General features: G+C 33.4%; 18 protein-coding genes and 1 tRNA gene. 2 read left to right on the top strand and 17 right to left on the bottom strand.

All coding sequences use genetic code 11. From position 1 onward, the window contains the following. Positions 1-34: 34 nt before the first annotated feature. From NH288_RS02725 to NH288_RS02745, 5 genes are read right to left on the bottom strand one after another with little or no spacing between them, the layout of a single operon-like run. Positions 35-1213 (bottom strand): FAD:protein FMN transferase, encoded by a 1179-nt coding sequence (locus tag NH288_RS02725; RefSeq protein ID WP_265212905.1) that lies wholly within the window; start codon positions 1211-1213, stop codon positions 35-37. Continuing rightward, positions 1210-1680 carry an acyl carrier protein gene (locus NH288_RS02730; protein WP_265212907.1) on the bottom strand — a complete coding sequence of 157 codons (471 nt, stop codon included), beginning with the start codon at positions 1678-1680 and terminating at the stop codon, positions 1210-1212. The genes NH288_RS02725 and NH288_RS02730 overlap by 4 nt, the downstream gene beginning before the upstream one ends. Further along, positions 1677-3479, bottom strand: a complete 1803-nt coding sequence (gene glgB / locus NH288_RS02735; RefSeq protein WP_265212909.1) for a 1,4-alpha-glucan branching protein GlgB — start codon at positions 3477-3479, stop codon at positions 1677-1679. Before glgB ends, NH288_RS02730 begins: the two co-directional genes overlap by 4 nt. After that, a complete protein-coding gene (gene udk, locus NH288_RS02740) occupies positions 3469-4098 on the bottom strand; it encodes a uridine kinase (protein WP_265212910.1) in 630 nt (209 codons plus the stop codon). The genes glgB and udk overlap by 11 nt, the downstream gene beginning before the upstream one ends. Then, positions 4095-5042: an NAD(P)-dependent oxidoreductase gene (locus tag NH288_RS02745; protein WP_265212911.1), complete on the bottom strand. Its 948-nt coding sequence runs from the start codon at positions 5040-5042 to the stop codon at positions 4095-4097. The genes udk and NH288_RS02745 overlap by 4 nt, the downstream gene beginning before the upstream one ends. Before the next feature lie 154 nt (positions 5043-5196). Between NH288_RS02745 and NH288_RS02750 the strand changes: the two genes are divergently transcribed. Then, entirely contained in the window at positions 5197-5601 is a 405-nt protein-coding gene (locus NH288_RS02750; RefSeq protein WP_265212913.1) for a hypothetical protein, read from the top strand. A gap of 14 nt (positions 5602-5615) precedes the next feature. Here NH288_RS02750 and NH288_RS02755 read toward each other — a convergent pair whose 3' ends face one another. The 5 genes from NH288_RS02755 to NH288_RS02775 all read right to left on the bottom strand — a co-directional run bounded on the left by NH288_RS02755 (position 5616) and on the right by NH288_RS02775 (position 8850). Beyond that, the gene (locus tag NH288_RS02755; RefSeq protein WP_265212914.1) at positions 5616-6107 is read right to left on the bottom strand and encodes a nucleoside deaminase; all 492 of its coding nucleotides are present in this window, start codon (positions 6105-6107) and stop codon (positions 5616-5618) included. Positions 6108-6121: 14 nt separating this feature from the next. After that, positions 6122-6198, bottom strand: a tRNA-Arg gene (locus NH288_RS02760). A 24-nt stretch (positions 6199-6222) separates the two neighbouring features. Then, positions 6223-7431 carry a D-alanyl-D-alanine carboxypeptidase family protein gene (locus NH288_RS02765; RefSeq protein WP_265212916.1) on the bottom strand — a complete coding sequence of 403 codons (1209 nt, stop codon included), beginning with the start codon at positions 7429-7431 and terminating at the stop codon, positions 6223-6225. Positions 7432-7439: 8 nt separating this feature from the next. Next, a complete protein-coding gene (locus NH288_RS02770; RefSeq protein WP_265212917.1) occupies positions 7440-8270 on the bottom strand; it encodes an aminoglycoside 6-adenylyltransferase in 831 nt (276 codons plus the stop codon). Beyond that, positions 8260-8850 (bottom strand): NUDIX hydrolase, encoded by a 591-nt coding sequence (locus NH288_RS02775; RefSeq protein WP_265212919.1) that lies wholly within the window; start codon positions 8848-8850, stop codon positions 8260-8262. The genes NH288_RS02770 and NH288_RS02775 overlap by 11 nt, the downstream gene beginning before the upstream one ends. An 83-nt stretch (positions 8851-8933) precedes the next feature. Here NH288_RS02775 and mscL point away from each other — a divergent pair, with 83 nt between their 5' ends. Further along, positions 8934-9341 (top strand): large conductance mechanosensitive channel protein MscL, encoded by a 408-nt coding sequence (gene mscL, locus NH288_RS02780; RefSeq protein WP_106460737.1) that lies wholly within the window; start codon positions 8934-8936, stop codon positions 9339-9341. 41 nt (positions 9342-9382) lie between these two features. Here the strand turns inward: mscL and topA are convergent, their stop codons facing one another. The 7 genes from topA to NH288_RS02815 all read right to left on the bottom strand — a co-directional run bounded on the left by topA (position 9383) and on the right by NH288_RS02815 (position 16366). Then, a complete protein-coding gene (topA, locus tag NH288_RS02785; RefSeq protein ID WP_265212920.1) occupies positions 9383-11440 on the bottom strand; it encodes a type I DNA topoisomerase in 2058 nt (685 codons plus the stop codon). 4 nt (positions 11441-11444) lie between these two features. Continuing rightward, positions 11445-12530: a DNA-processing protein DprA gene (gene dprA / locus NH288_RS02790; protein WP_265212921.1), complete on the bottom strand. Its 1086-nt coding sequence runs from the start codon at positions 12528-12530 to the stop codon at positions 11445-11447. After that, positions 12520-12867 carry a YraN family protein gene (locus NH288_RS02795; RefSeq protein WP_265212922.1) on the bottom strand — a complete coding sequence of 116 codons (348 nt, stop codon included), beginning with the start codon at positions 12865-12867 and terminating at the stop codon, positions 12520-12522. The genes dprA and NH288_RS02795 overlap by 11 nt, the downstream gene beginning before the upstream one ends. Further along, entirely contained in the window at positions 12864-13487 is a 624-nt protein-coding gene (locus tag NH288_RS02800; protein ID WP_106460741.1) for a ribonuclease HII, read from the bottom strand. The genes NH288_RS02795 and NH288_RS02800 overlap by 4 nt, the downstream gene beginning before the upstream one ends. Continuing rightward, a complete protein-coding gene (gene ylqF / locus NH288_RS02805; protein ID WP_265212924.1) occupies positions 13484-14326 on the bottom strand; it encodes a ribosome biogenesis GTPase YlqF in 843 nt (280 codons plus the stop codon). Before ylqF ends, NH288_RS02800 begins: the two co-directional genes overlap by 4 nt. Positions 14327-14782: 456 nt before the next feature. Beyond that, positions 14783-15244 (bottom strand): hypothetical protein, encoded by a 462-nt coding sequence (locus NH288_RS02810; RefSeq protein ID WP_265212926.1) that lies wholly within the window; start codon positions 15242-15244, stop codon positions 14783-14785. Between the two features lie 234 nt (positions 15245-15478). Next, positions 15479-16366 carry a helix-turn-helix domain-containing protein gene (locus NH288_RS02815; protein ID WP_265212927.1) on the bottom strand — a complete coding sequence of 296 codons (888 nt, stop codon included), beginning with the start codon at positions 16364-16366 and terminating at the stop codon, positions 15479-15481. Between the last annotated feature and the right edge of the window lie 85 nt (positions 16367-16451).

Here is a 16451-nt window from a genome sequence, read left to right on the forward strand (position 1 = left end):
TAAACTTCAAAATCTAAAATTGTCTAGGTCTAGCTTAGCTTTCAGGCCATCCTTCTGTCTTAAATTGATTTCCTTCATGGTCAATCCACATTACCTCGCAATTATTCTCTTTTGCAAATTTTAAACCATTTTCATAATCAAGTATGAAAAGATATGTGGATATGGTATCTGCAAGAGCTATATCATCTAAAATTACTGATACTGAGGTCCAATTTGTAGATGGATACAAGGTAGATGGATCTATGATATGGTGGTATCTTTTACCATCTACTACAAAATATCTTTGATAATCACCACTTGTTACTACAGATGTATTTTTAAGGCTAACTACTGCAGAGTAAGGATTATCCTTATCTTCTAGGTCCGGGTTTTGGATTGCTATCTTATAATAAGAATTTTCAGCTCCTGGATTATCTCCAATTAGCATATCATCCCCACCTACTGATAAGATACCATGTTTTAGGCCGGATTCCTTTAGTTTTTCACCAATGATTTTTGTGGCATAACCCTTACCAATGGCTCCGATATCTATTTTAACATCCTTATCATTTATATATACTGTAGAGTTTTCCTCATCAATTTCTATAGCATCTATATCCTTATGCTTGCTTGCCTTTACCAGGTCTTCTTCTGCTGGGATTGCTGCCTTGTCAGGATTATTTATTGACATTTCTCTAAAATCATGCCACAAACCTAAAAGTGATCCCATGGCTATATCTATCTTGCCATCTGTAAGCTTATACATTTCTTTAGAATATTTTGTTAAGTCTATAATTGCTTTATCGACCTTAACTGGCTTTATACCAGCATTTTGATTTATTGTATAGAAGTTGTTTACTCCTTCAAACTCATCGTAAGAATTATAAAGTTTGTGATATATACTTAATTCTTCTTCTAGAATTCCTACTAATCTATCAAATTCTTCATCACTTTCTGTATAGGCTATGAAGCTTGTAATTGTGTCAAAATAATCATATATATTTATTTGATTTTTTACAAGTTTTCCATCTATAGATCTTTCCTTAGCTTCTTCTTTACTTTCTTTCTTATTCTCTTCTTGGCCTACTTCTTCCTTGCTAGTAGAATTTTCATCATTTGTAGAATCATCTTCTACAGCTGTAAGCTTTGGCTTTATTTCTTTTGTATTTTCCTTATTATTGGCACAAGCTGTTAGTGTCAGAGCTAGTGCTAATAGTCCTATATATTTTCTCATAATATTTTATTTATGTTGATTGTCTCCATGTCTTTATTTATTGATAGACCCTCTTCTTCCGCCCAATTTAAGAGGACATCAGCTGCTACCTTATCTCTAAATTCATTCCATTCAGATTCTAAGCCTAGTTCATATACTGTGTCCAAAAACTCAGCTTCTGGTGCAATAAATTCTGCATTATCTATGAAGGCATCCCTATCTCTTTTACCTAGGCTTGAAATAAAGGCATCTCTTATGTCTGATCCATCTATCTCATCCTTGCCCGGCATCAATATATAATGCTCTACATCATCGTCTATGTCAATATAGGATTTTACTATATCCTCTCTTGTTTGAATTTCTTGATTTATCCTAATAAAATCAAGAGATTCTGTGTTTAACCACATATTTTTTAGATATGAGTCTTCATCTATCAAGGTCCATTTTTCTACTAACCAAGATAGGTTGATTGGTTTTCTATTTTTCATACTTCTCTTATCTTAAAAATAGCTACTTCATATTCCCAAAGCTCTATTTTAAGATTGTTTCCTTTCTTAACTTCTATCTTTCTTTGTTCGTATCTGTAGTCGCCATATTTGCTTGATCTAGAATTTAAAACTTCCTCAAATATCAAGTCTTCATCATAAGGTATTTCATATCCTCCGTGATAGACACCTGTCATATTTAGGACAACTAAGAACCTATCCTCATCTGCCCTTCTCTCATAGGAAAATACAGAGTTGGTATTATCATCTACTACCTTCCACATAAAGCCTTCTTCTTCATAATCATATTTATAAAAGGCCTTCTCATCTAGGTAAAGTTTGTTTAAATCCTTTATAAAATTGTGATAATCTCTGTGTATTGGATAGTCTAGATATTCCCATCTAATCCCTACATTTTCATTCCACTCTTCAAAAGTTGCAATTTCATTGCCCATGAAGTTTAAAAATTTGCCAGGATGGGTCATTTGATAAGCCATAAGGACTTTTAATTGCTTAAACTTATCTTCATAAGAACCTGCCATCTTATCAACCATAGATTTTTTAAGGTGAACTACCTCATCATGGCTAAGTGGCAATAAGAACCTCTCATTTGGGAAATAATACATGGAAAATGTGATATTCCCTTGATAGTCCCTACGATTATATGAATCAACCTTAAAATATCTAAGGGTGTCATTCATCCAGCCCATATCCCACTTATAATCAAATCCAAGACCACCTTCGCTTACAGGATGGGTTACCTTTGGATAATTTGAGGAATCTTCTGCAATTCTCATTACATCTGGATGTGTTTTTTCTAAGGTTTCGTTTAGATTCTTAATAAAGAATATATTATCCTCGTGGACCCCTCTGTCAGAATTGCCATTATAAAATACCATATAAGATACAGCATCTATCCTTATCCCATCTAGGTGAAATTCTTCTATAAGATAGATCATGGATGATTTCATAAAACTTCTGACATGTCCCTTTGAGTAGTCAAAGTTATTTGATCCCCATTCAGAATATTTTAAATCCATATATTCTGATTCATACATGGCTGTACCATCAAAATGATCTAGACCATAATAATCTGATGCATAATGAACAGCTACAACATCTAATATTACCCCAATATTATTTTGATGTAAAAGGTCTACGAATTTTTTAAAGTCTCTTACGCTTCCATACCTGTGACTAATTGCAAAAAATCCTGTTGATTGATAGCCCCAAGATGGATAAAATGGATATTCCGTAACTGGCATTATCTCTACATGGGTATAATTCATCTCTTTGATATAGGCAATAAGCCTATCAACTATGTCTAAGAAATTTACTTGGTTTGTAAATCTTAAAAATGAAGATACGTGTAGCTCGTAGATATTTAGTGGCTTATCGTATCTCTTATCCCTAGTTTTTAGGTATTCTGCATCATTAAAAACATAGTCATCTTCTACGATTTTTGAGGCAAAATCTCCCTCACCATCCATAGCATGGGCAAAGGGATCTGTCTTTTCTACCCAATTGCCATCTTTTACTACAACATATTTGTAATAATCATTTACTTTTGCATCAAAATAGCCAAAGAAATATCCGTATTGGGCATTTTTGCTAAGCTCTCTTATATCCCAAGCTGTGAAGTCCCCCTTGATATATACCTTATCGGCATTTGGTGCATAGACCCTAAATTCGTAACCATCACCTTTTTTGATTGGTCCCCAAATCTTGTGGCCAATACTTGAGTTACCATCAATATAATCTTTTATTTTGTCATAGTCTGTCGATAATATATTAACTTTCATGAGTATTTCCTATTAAATTTTCTATATGCTTGGATAATATCTCGATTCCCTTGGTGTTTTTTGCTCCTCTTGGAATAATTATGTCTGCATATTTTTTGCTCGGCTCAACATATTTTTCATGCATAGGTTTTACTTGCTCTATATACTGGGTTAGGCACGACTCTATAGACCTGCCCCTCTCCTTAGTATCTCTTAAAATCCTTCTTTTTAGCCTAACATCACTATCAGCATCCACAAAGACCTTGGTATCTGTGATTTCCCTAATTTTTTTATCATAGAGAACCAGAATACCTTCAATTAATATAATCTTTTTAGGGCTAATTTTTTTTGTTTCCTTGCTTCTTGTGTGGATAGTGTAGTCATAAATAGGCATTTCGATTTCATTTCCTTCTAATAATTTATTTAAATCATCATAAAATAAATCATTGTCAAAAGCCTTAGGGTGGTCGTAATTTAGGCCAACCCTATCTTCAAAGGCCAAGTCATCATGGGCCTTATAATAATTATCATGGCCAATTACTACAAGATCACTTTCAAATTCTTTGGCTAAAAGCTTTACTATCGAAGATTTACCACTGGCAGATCCGCCTGCAACAGCTAAGATTTTAGGTTTAATCATAGTTTAATCTCGTTTTTGATTGTCCCTTCTAGGTATGAATATAAGTTGTCAAAGACAATTTCCGCCCTTATTTGCATGGCTTCTTGGGTATAGAAGGCAACATGATTTGTCAAAAGAACATTTTTGGCATTTCTAAGTGGGTAGTCTTTTGGAAGTGGTGGTTCCATATCAAAAACATCTATACCTGCGCGGAGCTTATCTTCATTTAATAACTTGGCTAGGTAGTCGTTGTCTACAACAGCTCCCCTTGCACAATTTATTAGTACAGCCTTATCTTTCATTAGGTCAAGCTCTTCTTTACCAAGGAAATGTTTGGTTTCTTTATTATTTGGTATATGAAGAGAAACTATATCAGCTTCCTTTAATAGGGTCTTTAGGTCAACGTATTCTACACCAACTGCTTTGATTTCTTCTTTTTCTGTTCTAGAATAAGCTATTATCTTGCAGCCAAATACTTGTAAGATTTCGATAAGTTTTTTGCCTATATTTCCTGTACCAATTACACCAAAGGTCTTGCCCTTTATTAGGGAGCCTAAAAGGTAATTGTTTGTGTCCTCAAAGATATTTGCCTTGTTTTCGTTGAATTTTCTTAAGACACCAATTGTAAGTCCTATAACTAGCTCTGCTACAGAATCATCAGAATAACCTGAAGCATTTAGGACCTTTATGCCTCTTTCCTTGCAAGCATCAAGGTCTACATGGTCTACACCAGTAAAGGCTACATCTATAAGCTTAAGATTAGTCGCCTCAATTACCTTTCCACTTACAGGCTTGTTTGTAATTATGGCTATATCAGTATCTTTGAGTCTATCTATTTTTTCATCCTCATCCTTAGCACTCTCATTAAGATATTCAAATTCATGACCAAGGGCCTCTATTTTTTCTTTTTGCTCTAAAATGTATGATTCTTTAACTTCTAATGGATCTATAAGACTAATTTTCATTAATATGCTCCTTATCGTTTCTTTAAAAAATCTCTTGCATTTATTATACTCTATTTGCAAATAAAGAAGTAATTATATTATGAAAAGCTTTTTACTTACTTGAAAAAAACATCCTCTTGCGATAAATTGTTAATAACAATAGAAAGGAATAAGTATGGCGGTAGGAATAGCATTTGACAAAGGGCTTTGCGTAGATGCCCTAAAATATTATTGTGAAGTTTTTGACTTGGATTTTCCTGCAAATATAATCAGATATAGTGATTTTCAAAAATATAATTTACCAGCTGATTTAAAAGATAGGATTTATAACTCATATCTAGATATTTATGATAATAGGATATATTTTTATGATGTAACCAATGATAACGTATTACAGAAGGGTAATAACGTAAGAATCGTAATAGAAACAAGTTCTGATAATCTTTTCAGGGCCTATATGAATTTTAGAAAGGACTCTAATGTTACCTTTGAGCCCCAGAAATTTAACAACAAATTATTTACAACCCTTATCGACAAATACCAAGTAAGCTGGCAGTTTATTGCTGACATTAAGGACTAAAAAAGACCCAAAGCCTATGATTTAGACTTTGCGGTCTTATTTTTTTCTCTTAATTTTTTAAAAAAACTTTGCAAGATTTCAAGCGATTCTTCTGCCATAAGCCCATAAGAAATTTCTGGCACATTTAGATGAGGGCTGTCTTGGTTAATGAAATTGGTTGAAAAGCCTCCTCTTTTGGGATCTGTTTGACCAACTACAAGTCTTTTTATCCTTGAATGCATTATAGCTCCCGCGCACATTATGCAAGGTTCTAAAGTCGTATAGATTGTACATTCTTCAAGTCTAAAATCTCCAATTTTCTCGCCTGCCTGCCTTAAGGCATAGATTTCTGCGTGATTTAATGCAGATTTGCCCTTGTAGGTGAAATTGTGGCCCCTACCTACAATTTTATCCTCAAAAACAACAACGGCCCCTATTGGGACCTCGTCTATTGCTTTTGCAAGTTTGGCCTCATAGAGGGCCTCATTCATAAAAAATTTATCTTTTTCATTAAATATATCTTGCATATAAAATTTCCTTTTGGTGTACCGAAGAGGATTCGAACCTCCGACACCTGCCTTAGGAGGGCAGTGCTCTATCCAGCTGAGCTACCGGTACATAAAAAGCAAAATAAATTTGCTTTTATCTTGCTATTAGTGTTTTTAGTAGAAAATCTGAGCTATCTTTGATAGTTCTGATTATTCTTGAGAAAAGTGTCGCCCTATCTAAAGCTTTCTTAGAATAAAGACCTACTTTTTCATGTTCATCTTTGTATGATACCTCGACTTCACCTAGGTCTTCACCTTCTTTAATAGGTGCTTTGATACCGTCTTTTATATTATACACCACTTTTGGATTTTCGCCTTCTTTTACTATCATTTTTATATCTTCTTTAGGGAAAAGCTCTATATATCCTTGTTTTACGGTTGGATCTTTTTTTGTAGCGGCTGCTACATTTGTATCAAGAACTGTCCTTTGTGAATAATATTTGCTTACATAATAGATTAAATCACTCATTACAAGGTTACGGGTATCTTTTTGATCTGCTCCCATAACTACACCGATAGTCCTGAAGGTATCTTTGCTATCAAGCTTGCTCATATCACAAGTTGTAACTAAGCAGAAGCCTGCCGCATCTGTTGTTCCTGTCTTTAAACCATCGACCCCTTCGATTTCATCCATTAAAGGTATGGTTGATTTTTTATCTATGTCCTTAGCAGGATTTTTTATCTCTCTGATAGCTGTATAATCAAGGATTTGTGGGTAAGTTTTGATTATATGAGCACTTAACTTAAATAAATCCCTTGCAGATGATGAATTTTGAAGACCATCTTCTGTTTCTATACCGCTAGCATTGTAGTATACTTGGCTTTCAAGTCCTAACTCTTTGGCCTTTTCATTCATTTTCCTAGCAAAGGCTGCCTCTGATACTTCTAGGGTATTGGCAAGAAGATAGGCACAGTCATTTCCACTTACGGCTATAAGACCTTCTATTAATTCTTTGACAGTATAGGTCATACCATCTTTTACGCCAAGAGCTGAATATTCCCAACTAGTTAGCTTTTCGCTTTCGCTATCTGCTACAACCTTTGTATCTAGGCTAATTTTTCCTTCATCTATGGCTTCTTCTACTAATAAAAAAGTCATAAGTTTGCTAAGAGATGCCATAGGCATTGACTCATCAGCATTTTTTTCATAATAGACTTCGCCTGTTTCCTCATTGGCAATTAGATAGGCTTTTACATTATCATCTAGCCCTACTATCTTATTTTGTCTAGCAGCCATGCTTGTTGGCATTAGACCTATAAATATTGCCGCAATTAGGCTTAGTATTTTTAATTTACTTTTCACTACTCCTCCTAGTTTAGAAAAGATTCTAACTTTTTATAATTATCCCTCAAAAGTTTTAGAGTTTTTACATCTATTGCCCTATCATAGCTAAATCCCAATACTTCGGCTTCTTGCATACCGATTTTTCTAAACAATATACAGGCCTTAAAGAGGGAATTGTAGATATTTAATGGATTGATGTCGTGGAAGGTATCTTCCAAGTCATCCTTATATTCTTTAACTAAGGTATGGGTAAATTCTCTGCCATCTTTTCCTATATCACGTTTGCCATTAAATTTATTAATAACATGGATCCTTAGCATATTTATTAGCTCATTTCTTAGCTCATTCATCTTTATTGATGCAGCTAGATAATTGTTTTCTTTAAGATAAAGAGATACTTCTATTGCGTAGGCAAAAAAGTTTTTGACTGTCTTTTCAAATTCATATTCTTTTATCGAGCTTAAACTATAGTCATCATTAGCAGCAAGCCTTTCGCTTCCTGGTTTGTTATATAAAAATTCTATATCATTTGGAAGAGTTTTTATAAAGGATTCTGCTATATCACTTGCTATAATCGATTCTGATATCTTGATATCATCTTCTTTGTATAAGTCTATAGTTGTATAGGTAAACTTATTTTTTTCGATTTCTGCTATATCTTTGCTTCTTTTGCTAAAGATCACATCTTCAAATAGACTTTCAAATTCCTCTTCAAGTTTGCCTATTATTACATTGTTAACTATAGTATAAATGTGATAAAATTCATCATTGTTATATCTTTTGACATAAAAAATAGATTCTATCGACTCATTTTTATTGGCATAATCTTTTATTCTTTGTGAAATATCATTTCTCATTTTCACACCAACTTTCTATAAAGCGTTTTAATAACCTTGCAGTAAGTCCCCATATGACAGGCTCTGTGTCATAAAATGAAAGCTCACTTACACCTGCCACAAATTTATAGTCTATACCATTTGGTATTTTCTCAAAGGGAAAGCCTTGTGGAAAATTTAATCTATATGGACAAACATAGGTTACAGGCGGGTTGGATTTTAGAAAATCAATATCAACTGTAAATATCGTTTCTACTTCTTTATTATACTTTATTTCATCGAAATTTTTATTAATTCTTCCATAAAAACTCTTGATATAACTATTGGAAGATGTTAGAATTGTCGATGAATATCCCAAGTACTCAATATCATCCTCATCTAAGAGGAGTTCTTCAATAGTCTCTCTTATGGCTGCATCCTTAAAATTTTCACCTTTTTCAAGACCACCACCCGGAAATGATACCTCACCAGGCTGTCTAACTAATTTGCTTCTTTTTTCAAATAGTATATGGTCTTTTCCATTTACTTCTATTATAGGAATGAAGACTGCATAAAAAGATAATTTTTCATAAAAGTCATCATCTACTTTTAAATATTTCATATAAACCTCTAATAAAATCATATATAAATTGAGTGATAAAGTCAAGTTTAATAGTATAATAAATTGTCATGAAAGGAGATTTTATGTTTAAAGAATTTAAAGAGTTTATATCACGTGGAAATGTGATTGATATGGCTATAGGTATCATCATGGGTTCTGCCTTTACTGCTATTGTAAAGAGTATGGTTGATGACTTACTAATGCCAATTATAGCCGGCCTAACTGCTGGTGTTAATTATGAAGATCTTGTAATAAATATTGGTGGGGCTAGCCTTAAAATCGGCAACTTTATAAATGCTATTATTTCATTTTTAATCATTGCCTTTGTAATGTTCTTGATTGTTAAAGCCATAAATTCTCTCCACAAAAAAGAAGAGAAAGAAGTGACTACAAAAGATTGTCCTTACTGCCAAAGTGAAATTGATATCAAGGCTAGTAGATGTCCACACTGTACATCTAAGCTTGAAAACTATTCAAACGAATTAGAATAATTTAAAAGTCCCGATCTTAGTTTTCTAAGTCGGGACTTTTTCTATCTTTTCTTCTCTTTTACATAGTCACAGGCTGAGCATTTTATCTCGTCTGTCTTTCTATTTTTCTTATGGATTAGGAGATTGCCGCATTCTGGACATTTTTCACCTGTTGGTGGATCCCATAGGGCGTAGTCACAATCTGGGAAATTATTGCAACCATAAAATCTCTTGCCCCTCTTTGAGACCTTTTCTATTATCTCTCCATCCTTGCATTTTGGACATTTGACTCCAGTTGTTTTTATTATTGACTTGGTAAAGTCACAATCTGGAAAACCAGTGCATCCTATAAATTTACCATTGCGTCCGTGCTTTATGGCCAAAGGCTTGCCGCATTTTGGACATTTTTCATCAAGGACCTTATCTTTTACCTTATAATCTGTAGTGTCTTTTTTGACATTTTCCATATCCTTGCTGAAATCCTTATAAAAAGCTCCTAGAACATCCTTCCAGAAAACTTCATTTTCTGCTATCTTATCCAATTGACTTTCCATTTCAGCTGTAAATTCTACATTTATTACATCGTCAAAATTTTCTTGCAAAAAGTCATTTACAGTTTTTCCTAGCTTTGTAGGATAGATTGACCTACCATCTAACTCGACGTAATTTCTTGACATAATTTGGTTGATTGTTGCAGAATAGGTTGATGGCCTACCGATTCCAAATTCTTCTAGGGTCTTTACAAGAGATGCTTCTGTATATCTTGCAGGTGGATTTGTAAAGTGCTGGTCTTTTTCTATTTTTGTCGCACTTATGACATCCCCTTCATTTAAGTCTGGCAAAATATTTTCATTGTCAAGATTTCCTGACAACTTATTAAAACCGTCAAATATTGTAATTTTACCATTTGACCTAAAGATTAAACCATTATTATCAAAGCTAATTTGTGTTGAAAGATATTCGTAATCTGCCATCTGGCTTGCTACTACCCTAGACCAGATTAGCTTATATAGCTTGTATTGTTGGTCTGACAGATATGCTTTTAGGCTTATTGGGTCCCTGTATATTGATGTTGGTCTTATAGCCTCGTGTGCATCTTGGCTGCCCTTTTTCTTTGCTCCATAGGTCTTACCCTTGGAGGCATACTTTTCTCCATACTTTTCCTTGATATATTTGAGGGATTCGCCTACTATCTCGCTTGAAATCCTTGTGGCATCTGTTCTCATGTAGGATATTAGACCTACAGTTCCCTCATGGCCAATGTCTATACCCTCGTAGAGCTGTTGGGCTACTTGCATGGTAAATTTGGTTGAAAAACCAAGCTTGTTTGATGCATCTTGTTGGAGGGTTGAGGTTGTGTATGGGGCCTGAGCCTTACGTTTTTTCTTTGTTTTTGTAACATTGACTACTTCAAATTTATCCTTGTCAATTTTATTTAAGACCTTATCAGCTCCAGATTCGTTTGAAACCTTCATTTTTTTACTCTTTGAGCCATAAAACTCAGATTCAAATTCTATTTTTTCATGCTTGTGTTTAGCCTTGATTGTCCAATATTCTTCTGGGATAAATTTATCTATCTCATCTTGCCTATCTACTACTAGCTTTAGGGCAATGGATTGGACACGACCTGCTGATAGGCCTGCCTTGACTCTCTTCCAAAGGATTGGACTTATTTCATAACCTACTATCCTATCCATGACCCTTCTTGCCTGTTGGGCATCTACAAGGTTCTTGTCGATTTTCCTTGGGTTTTTGATAGCATTTAGGACGTTATTTTTAGTTATTTCATGAAATTCTACCCTATTTTTCGCCTCTGGATCTAGACCTAAAAGAAATTGCAAGTGCCAGCTTATGGCCTCGCCTTCCCTATCAGGGTCTGTCGCCAGATAAATATTATCAGCATTATCAGCTTCTTTTTTTAATTCATTAATAGTTTTCGCCCTGCCCCTTACTTTTATGTATTCAGGTTCAAAGTTATTTTCTATATCAACTCCAAATTTAGACTTAGGCAAATCTCTTAGGTGGCCTACTGTGGCCTTTACCTTATAATTTCTGCCTAGCATTTTTGAAATTGACCTAGCCTTGGTTGGCGACTCAACTATTACTAGATTTTTTGCCAAATTCTCACTCCTTTATGGTAAATTCGTTATTTCCAATATTTTCTATTATATCTTTAAGTTCCAAACTCGTTAGCAAAAAGTTTATCACATCTATCTCTAAAGCTAAATTTAAAGATAGGTCATCTGGATTTGAGTTTGGGTTATTCTCAATATATCTTACTACAGCCTCTTCATCCTTATCAAGGGCAGAATAATCTATTTGTCTTTTTGTGGCCTTCCTATCTAAAAGATAATCAAGCTCTTCAAGGATATCATCGGCATTTGTTATAAGTTTTGATCCTTCCTGTATTAGCATATTTGTGCCCTTTGAATAAATGGAATTGATATTGCCAGGAACGGCAAAAACTTCCTTGCCTTGTTCTAGGGCACACCTAGTTGTAATCATTGTTCCTGACTTCTCCTTAGCTTCTATAACAACAGTTGCCAGAGAAATCCCTGATATTATCCTATTTCTCCTCGGAAAATTGTAGGCTAAAGGCTGAGTTCCTAGGGGAAATTCTGAAAGAATTAAGCCTTCTTCAGCAATTTTTTCGTACAAAAACTTATTGGCCTTGGGGTAAATCTCATCAATCCCACAGCCAATCACCCCGATTGTCCTGCCTCCCACATCAAGTGTTGCCTTATGGCACATGGCATCTATCCCATAAGCAAGGCCTGATACTGTGGTTAATCCTGCTGCTGACACCTGACTAGCTAGGTTTTTGCAGGCCCACTTACCATAGTCCGTACACTTTCTAGCACCAACAAAGGCAATAGACTTACTATCATTTTCCTGATTAAGCCTTCCTTTATAATAAAGGATGGCTGGTCTATCGTCTATATATCTGAGGTTTTCTGGATAGTCATCATCAAGGATTGTAACATAATTTATTCCAAGCCTCTGGATTTTTTCATAATATTTTTCAAAGGCCTCGAGGTTTTTGGAGTCAAATATCTTTTCATAAAGCTTATCGGATAAATTGGAAAAATATGGCCTATCCTTTTCGAAGAAATCCTCAAGCAGATTTTCTTCATACAAGTCAAGGATGGTCATATTATTTATGTATATAAAGTTTAAATATAATAAAATTTCTCTCTTATCAAAACGCATTTTCTATGTAATTTATCTTTCTTGTATCAAGGTAAACTTCGCACACATCATAGCGGCTGATGAAGTCAAACATCTTATTTTCCGCTAAAAAGGCCTGGCTTGCCTTGATAATTCTCTGTTGCTTATAAAAATCCACAGCCTCTGCTGCATAGGCGAAGTTATCACTCTTTCTAGTCTTAACCTCAACAAAGGCAAGTGTTTGATCCTTGAAGGCAATTATATCAATTTCCCCAAAGGTCTTGGAAAAATTCCTAGCAAGTATCCTATAGCCATTTTCTATCAAATATTTTTCAGTGAGATTTTCTCCAAAATCTCCAATATTTCTCTTAAGTGTCATATGAAAGATAGCTGCCTTTCGTGAAATTTCCTAAGGAAGGTCTGCCTGTGGATTGGGGTTTCACCAAGCCTTTCTAGGCCTTCATAGTGGGCCTTTGTCCCGTAGCCAAAATTTGTCTCAAAATGGTAGCCCGGATAAATTTTTGCAAAATTAATCATGATATCATCCCTTCTTATCTTGGCTAAAATTGAGGCACAGGAGATAGCATATTCGTTAAGATCTCCCTTTACAATGTTTAATTGGGGAATAGGGGTATTAATCCTTTCAGCATCAATTAGGACTATATCTGGGACAATTTCAAGGCCATTTAGAGCATCTTCCATGGCCCTATGGGTTGCTTCCTTTATATTTAGCTGGTCAATCTTATGATTATTGGCATAGCCATAGGAATATGCTAGACAGTCTTTGAGGATTTTCTCCTTTAAATCTAGCATTTTCTTGCGGCTTAGCTTTTTAGAATCAGTGACCCCCTCTATGTGGGAATCCTTTTTCATAATCACAGCACAGGTTACAACTGGACCTGCCAAAGGCCCCCTGCCCACCTCATCTATTCCTGCTAGGTAGTCATATTTTTCATATATTTCTTTTTTTATGTCATCATTGTATTCTGAATATTTCATATCTTCTCAAGGGTAATTCTTCCAAGCTTGCCAGTTCTAAAATCATTTAGGATAATTGTCGCAGTCCTTGTATAGTCAAAATCTCCACCAGCTATGAGGGCCCCACGCTTTTTAGCTATTGCTTCATATATTTCAATGGCCTTGGCATTTGGATCTATCCCATACCTTTCTACAAGATTTTCTGGATATAAGTCCTTCATCTCATCTAGGAAATATAGGGTCAAGTCTTCTATATTTAGGATTTCATCCTTAATAGCATTAGTAAAAGATAAGTGAAGGCCTGTCCTATCGTCAAATTTTGGCCACAAAACCCCAGGAGTATCTAAAAGCTGGATATTAGCATCAGTCCTTATCCATTGCTTAGTTTGAGTAACACCTGGACGGTTGCCAACCCTTGCCCCCTTTTTCTTTGATACATTATTAATAAAGGTAGACTTGCCAGAGTTTGGAATCCCTACAATCATCATCCTAATTAAGGGATTGTCTATATTTTTTTCCTTATGCTTGTCAAACTTATCCTTTAATACCTCTCTAGCATGGTCATAAATCCTCTTAGTATTTATTTTCTCCTTAGAATTAAGCAGGATAGCCTCAATCCCCTCATCATGAAAATGCCTAATCCACTTTTGATTCTCATCAGGATCTGCCAAATCAGCCTTATTCATAATCATAAGTCTAGGCTTAGAGCCAAGTATATCATCAAGCATAGGATTTCTAGAAGATTCAGGAATCCTCGCATCAATAATCTCAAGAACTATATCGACAAGCTTCAGATTTTTCTCTATTTCTTCCTTGGTCTTTTTCATATGACCAGGAAACCAATTTATATTAAGTGCCATATCTATCTCCTAACTACTACCTTCTATTATACATAAGTATTCAAAAATTGCATTTTATCTTTCTATCAGTCATAAATATTATATCAAAAAAAGGCCAATAAAAAAACACCACAGATATATGGATAAGCTTCCATAGTTCTGTGATGTTTATTTTATAGAATTGTATTATTAAACTTGTTAAAAACTAAAGCCGACATGTGATTTTTTCTACCCAAATCATTTTCAGGAAACTTCCATGTAAGATATGCAAAAAATACCAAAAGTAAAAAGTTAATTATAATTCTTTTCTTAGATTTAATCTTTTTATATAAGTATAAATCAAGACCAATATTAAATATTGTACAGATCAAAAATACTATTGGAAAATACCAATGTGAATAATTTACAGCTAATAAACCAAAAATAGGAATTATAATATAATTAAAATTGGATCTAATTTTTTCTAATTTTTTTGTATCATGCATATCTTCCAAAAACATCTGAGTATTTGCTCCCCGCTTTTTTAGTGTAAGTTGAATCAGTATAATAATCGTATCTGTAATAAAAATACCATCCATCAGCAGATTGATAGCTATATCTTATATAATACACATCTCCAATCCCTGTATAATGCATTGATTTCATCAAGATATTAGCTATAGTACTAATCTCTTTATCAATTTTTGTACCACAAATATAAGCTAGTACTGTAGCTATATCTACTGCTGTTGAAATATTCCCCGACCTTGAACCATATTTTTTTCCAATAAGCTTTGCTCCTGGCATAGGTGCTGGTAATCCTGTTAAACTACTAGGAGATATAACGTTTTCAAAATGAGATGAATTAATTACTCGACTGTTACCTGACGCTTTAGCAACATTGCACATGACAGGGGATATTAACCCTGTTATTAATAAAACTGATACTACTTTTTTCATATTTACCTACTTATTTCTTACTTTCATAATATCACTAACTCATCAACTTAAACAGGACATCCATGTCCTGTTTGTATTGTTGATTGTATATTATAATAATATCAAGTTAAAAGGAGGTATTTATAATGAAAATAAAGATAACTATTTTACTTATAATTATTATGTTAATGCCAGTAGTACAAAACAGTAATGAGGATGATATTATCAAAATAAAAAAAGAAATAAATTATTGTGTCAAATAATAGATTTTCTATCAATTAATATTTTACTCTTATTAGAAATTATTTTTCCTAAACCAACATTTTTAGAGTGTTCCGCAAATGTTTTTGATAATCTTAGTGAATCTAAGCTATCACTTAATTCCAACTTATTTTCACACAAAAATTTATTATAATATAGACAAGTCAAACCATCTATGCTCCCAATGGACTTAGCATATGATATAGCTTCATTTAGTATTTTTAATAACCTTTCGTATTCTTCATCGATATATAAAGAGTTGGTCAAACTAATATATGACAATATATTTATAATTGGATTTCTATTGTTTTTCATACAAAACTCTAGTATTTCATTTCTATGTAAAGAACCATATGTTTTATACTCATTGCATATATTAATTAACAAACGTAATTCCAAAATATTGTTACTTGTAGCCACAAATTTTTCATTCATAAACTTATTATCTGTAATCTCATTAAATCTACTTAATAAAATAGTTTTATCATCATTATCAAGGTAATCCATGTATATTTTTATTAAATAAAGATCCTTATTGTTAATAGTCGATGTTCTATTATCTAACTGTTGAATATAATTCATTATGAACTTCTTTTGTGAAAAATCAATTGAATCTAAATCTAAATTCAAATTATTATATAATGATTTAAACATTGTATAATGTGCATAACATTTTCCGATATAAATATCTACTAAGTCAACTTGATAAACTCGAGATAAAGAAATTAATGTTTCTATAGTCGGTTTTTGTATATTTCCATTTTCAAGTCTTGATATGGTTCTTAAACTTATCCCTGTATAAAACTCAACATCTTCTTGGGTCAGATTCATATTTTCTCTTAAATTTTTGAGTAAATTTGCAAACTCATAACTATATTTCATTTCTTTACCTCCTTTTTATATATTATATCAAACTTGATATAAATTAAAAATTTTATATTAAAATACCACAGTTATAAAGTAAAAA

The sequence above is a fragment of the Anaerococcus sp. NML200537 genome (assembly GCF_026131715.1).
Classification (GTDB): Bacteria; Bacillota; Clostridia; order Tissierellales; family Peptoniphilaceae; genus Anaerococcus; species Anaerococcus kampingae.